At 37.6% G+C, this 3603-nt stretch carries 3 protein-coding genes; 2 read left to right on the top strand and 1 reads right to left on the bottom strand.

Going from position 1 to position 3603, the window contains the following annotated elements:
• Together tamL and AC1DND_RS22795 are read left to right on the top strand one after the other, a co-directional pair.
• Positions 1-1689 (top strand): translocation and assembly module lipoprotein TamL (gene tamL, locus AC1DND_RS22800; protein WP_477584886.1); only part of this gene is annotated, 1689 nt, incomplete at its 5' end.
• 7 nt (positions 1690-1696) lie between these two features.
• Complete coding sequence (locus tag AC1DND_RS22795; RefSeq protein ID WP_477584885.1) at positions 1697-2719, top strand: YihY/virulence factor BrkB family protein; 1023 nt, start codon at positions 1697-1699, stop codon at positions 2717-2719.
• A 416-nt stretch (positions 2720-3135) separates the two neighbouring features.
• On the opposite strand, the gene AC1DND_RS22790 is transcribed toward AC1DND_RS22795, so the two are convergent.
• Positions 3136-3603, bottom strand: a 468-nt coding sequence (locus tag AC1DND_RS22790; RefSeq protein ID WP_477584884.1) for a toprim domain-containing protein, incomplete at its 5' end; no start/stop codon positions are given.

The raw sequence follows: 3603 nt of genomic DNA, 5'->3' as shown, positions 1-3603 counted from the left end.
TTCTATTTCAGTCCCGATTATTTAATTATGCAGGTAGATAGTACCATTGGTAAAAATCTGGTTAATGTTTCGGTTAAGGTAAAAGACATTGCGCCTGATGCAGCATTAAAACCTTATACCATTAAAAACATTAACATATATCCTAATTATTCGTTAAGGAGAGACAGTACGTTAAGAAAATTGAAACCATTGCAGTATAACGATTTCAATATATACGATGACCGAAACACGTTTAAACCAAAACTTTTCGACCGCTTGGTATTTTTTCAAAAAGGCGAGCCGTATAACCGTAAAGATCATAACCAATCGCTAAACCGAATGGTAAATGTAGGTGCTTTTCAAGATGTAAGAGCCGAATTTTTACCTATAGATAGTTTCAAAAACAATCAGCTCGATTTAAATATCTATTTAACGCCTTTAAAGAAAAACTCACTTACCTTTTCTGTTACCGGAACAAGTAAATCGAACAATTTCGTAGGTTCTGAAGTAAAAGTAACACAAACTACCAGAAACTTGTTTAGAAATGCCGAACAATTAGATTTGAGTGTTAGTGGAGGGTTTGAAACGCAAACCAAAGGAACTTCTTTAGGCAAAAACTCCTTATCATTAACGGCAGAAGGAAAACTGACCTTCCCCAGGTTTATTGTTCCCTTTTACAAACCGAATAGCACCAATGCTTTCATCCCGAAAACTATAGCTTCACTTTCTTATCAGATGCTTAACCGTGGTTCTGAATATACTCTACATGCTTTTAAAGGGCAATATGGTTACAACTTTAAAGAGAATTTATACAAAGAGCATAATTTCAATCCGATATCAATCAGTTATGTTTCTACTTCTTTTCCTACGGATACTACAGAGCAAAGAATATATGTGCAAAACCCACTATTGAGGACTACTTTAGAAAAACAGTTTATTATTGGCAGCAATTATAATTTCACCTATACCAACCAGATGGAAGATAGCAGGAGAAATAACACTTATTTCTTTGGAGGATTAGAAACCGGAGGTAATGTTTGGGGGACTTTTGTACCAAAAGATGAAGAAGGGAAACGTACACTTTTTAACATACCACTAACACAGTTTATCAGGGTAGAAGCTGATTTAAGAGACTATTATAAAATCACCAGAAATTTAATCTGGGCAAACAGGTTAAACCTGGGTTATGGTTATGCCTATGGAAACTCTACATCAATGCCCTTTGTTAAACAGTTTTTTGCAGGCGGCAGTAACGATATCAGGGCTTTTCCAGCCAGAACTTTAGGGCCGGGAACTTTTAAGGTGAAAGATGATGCTCTTTTTTCCGATCAGGGTGGTGATATTAAGTTAATGTTAAACTCAGAACTGCGTTTTAAAATAGTAAGCGTACTTTATGGCGCATTGTTTGTAGATGCAGGAAATATCTGGCTGAGGAAAGAGGATCTTGGCGAACCTGGTAAACCTGAGACGGCAAGACCCGGATCTGGTTTTAAGCTGAAAAATGCTTTTAACGAGCTTGCTGTAGGTACTGGTGCAGGCTTACGGGTAGATGTCAGCATTTTTGTAGTCCGTTTAGATGTAGCTTTTCCGGTACGCAAACCATACCTGCCGGAAGGACAAAGATGGGTGTTTGATGATATCGCCTTTGGAAACAAAGATTGGCGTAAACAGAATTTAATTTTTAACATTGGGATAGGATATCCATTTTAATTTTTCTATGAGAGTTATCCATAAGATCAAATATTTCTTTATTGCGCTTTATCATCTTTTTGTTGCTGCCGGAAAAGGTTTTATGGAAGATCGGGTAACTAAATTAAGTGCTTCGCTTGCTTACTACACTATTTTTTCACTTACTCCACTCATCATTATCATGCTATCTGCCGCTACCCTATTTTTTGGCGACAAAAGAAATGAGGAAACAAGAGGTCAGTTTTATGGGCAGGTTACCAAAATGGTTGGCAAAGAGGCAGCTACACAAATCCAAGGTTTTGTAGAACATGCAAACAAATCCGGGCAATCTACCATTGGTTTAATTATTGGGATTTGTACATTGATTATTGGTTCAACTGCTATTTTTATTGAGATACAAGATAGTATCAACATGATCTGGAAAGTAAAGGCTGTGCCCAAAAAAGGCTGGATAAAAATGCTTTCGAACAGGTTATTGTCTTTCTCTTTAATTGTTTCGATGGGCTTTCTGTTGCTTGTTTCACTAGTGGTTAACACTGTAGTAGTTGGTTTGGGTTCTAAATTGGCTAACCTACTTTCGCAAAGTAAGATAGATGAAGTAATCCCCGTTGCAAACGATACAATGGCCATTCTAATTTATATTTTAAACAATGTAATTACACTTGCTGCCGTAACCGCCGTATTTGCCGTTATATTTAAGGTATTGCCAGATGTGATCATCCGATGGAAATCGGCAATAATTGGCGCACTATTTACTGCAGTTCTTTTCAGTCTAGGTAAATACCTGATTGGGATTTATATCGAAAAAGGCAATCCAGGTTCGGCTTTTGGCGCAGCCAGTTCGATCATCGTTATTTTATTGTGGATTTATTATACATCAATTATACTTTACTTCGGCGCTGAATTTACACAAGCCTATGCAGAGAAGTACGATAATGGCATCTCTCCTAGTAAGTATGCCGTATTTACAAAAATTACCATTGTAGAGAAAAAGGTAGATGTATTGCCGCCTCAACACCCGGAAGATACGGTGAATGTGCCTAAAGAATAATGCGGTCGTCATCCTGAACTTGTTTCAGGATCTTTCCAAAACGTGATCGTCATTCCCGCACATGCGGAATCTTAAAGCTATAAAACGGTTATAACAAAGAAAGTCACGCCTTAAAACCTTGACTTCCTTTYTATAGATAAAGCTGGTTCGTGGAGACATAAACCAAAGCATAACAAGACAGATGCTGAAACAAGTTCAGCAGGACGCCACGATTGATTTAACCGCAAGCATTCAAACGCGATTGTCATCCTGAGCGGAGTCGAAGGATCTTTCCAAAATGTGACCTTAAGTTCGTGTGCAGGCGGAAATTTAAGGCTAGAAAACGGTTTATAACCAAGGAAGTCAAGTTTTAAAAACTTCACTTCCTTTTATATTATCTAGAAAAACTGGTTTGAGTACACGAACCAGGGATATTGCTATGCTACTTCTTCAGTAATCACTTTAGGCTCTTCAGTTACCTCATCCTTCTCTACCCTTAGGTTACGGATAATGTGCTGCTGTCTATCAGGCGTATTTTTACCCATATAATATTCCAGCAAACTTTTAATCGTTTGATCTTTCAAAATAACGGGGTCTAACCTGATATCTTTCCCGATAAACAAACCGAATTCATCAGGAGAAATTTCACCCAAACCTTTAAATCGGGTAATTTCTGGTTTATTGCCCAGCTTTTCAATTGCATTTTTACGTTCTTCATCACTGTAGCAATAAATCGTTTCTTTTTTGTTCCGAACCCTGAAAAGCGGCGTCTGTAAAATATAAACATGGCCGGCTTTTACCAAATCGGGAAAAAACTGAAGAAAGAAAGTCATCATCAACAAACGGATGTGCATTCCATCCACATCGGCATCTGTTGCGATTACAATATTGTTATAATGAAGCCC

Source organism: Pedobacter sp. 01N416 (assembly GCF_056399685.1).
Note: the sequence above shows the minus strand (reverse complement) of the source record. Positions and strands in the feature narration are given on the sequence as shown.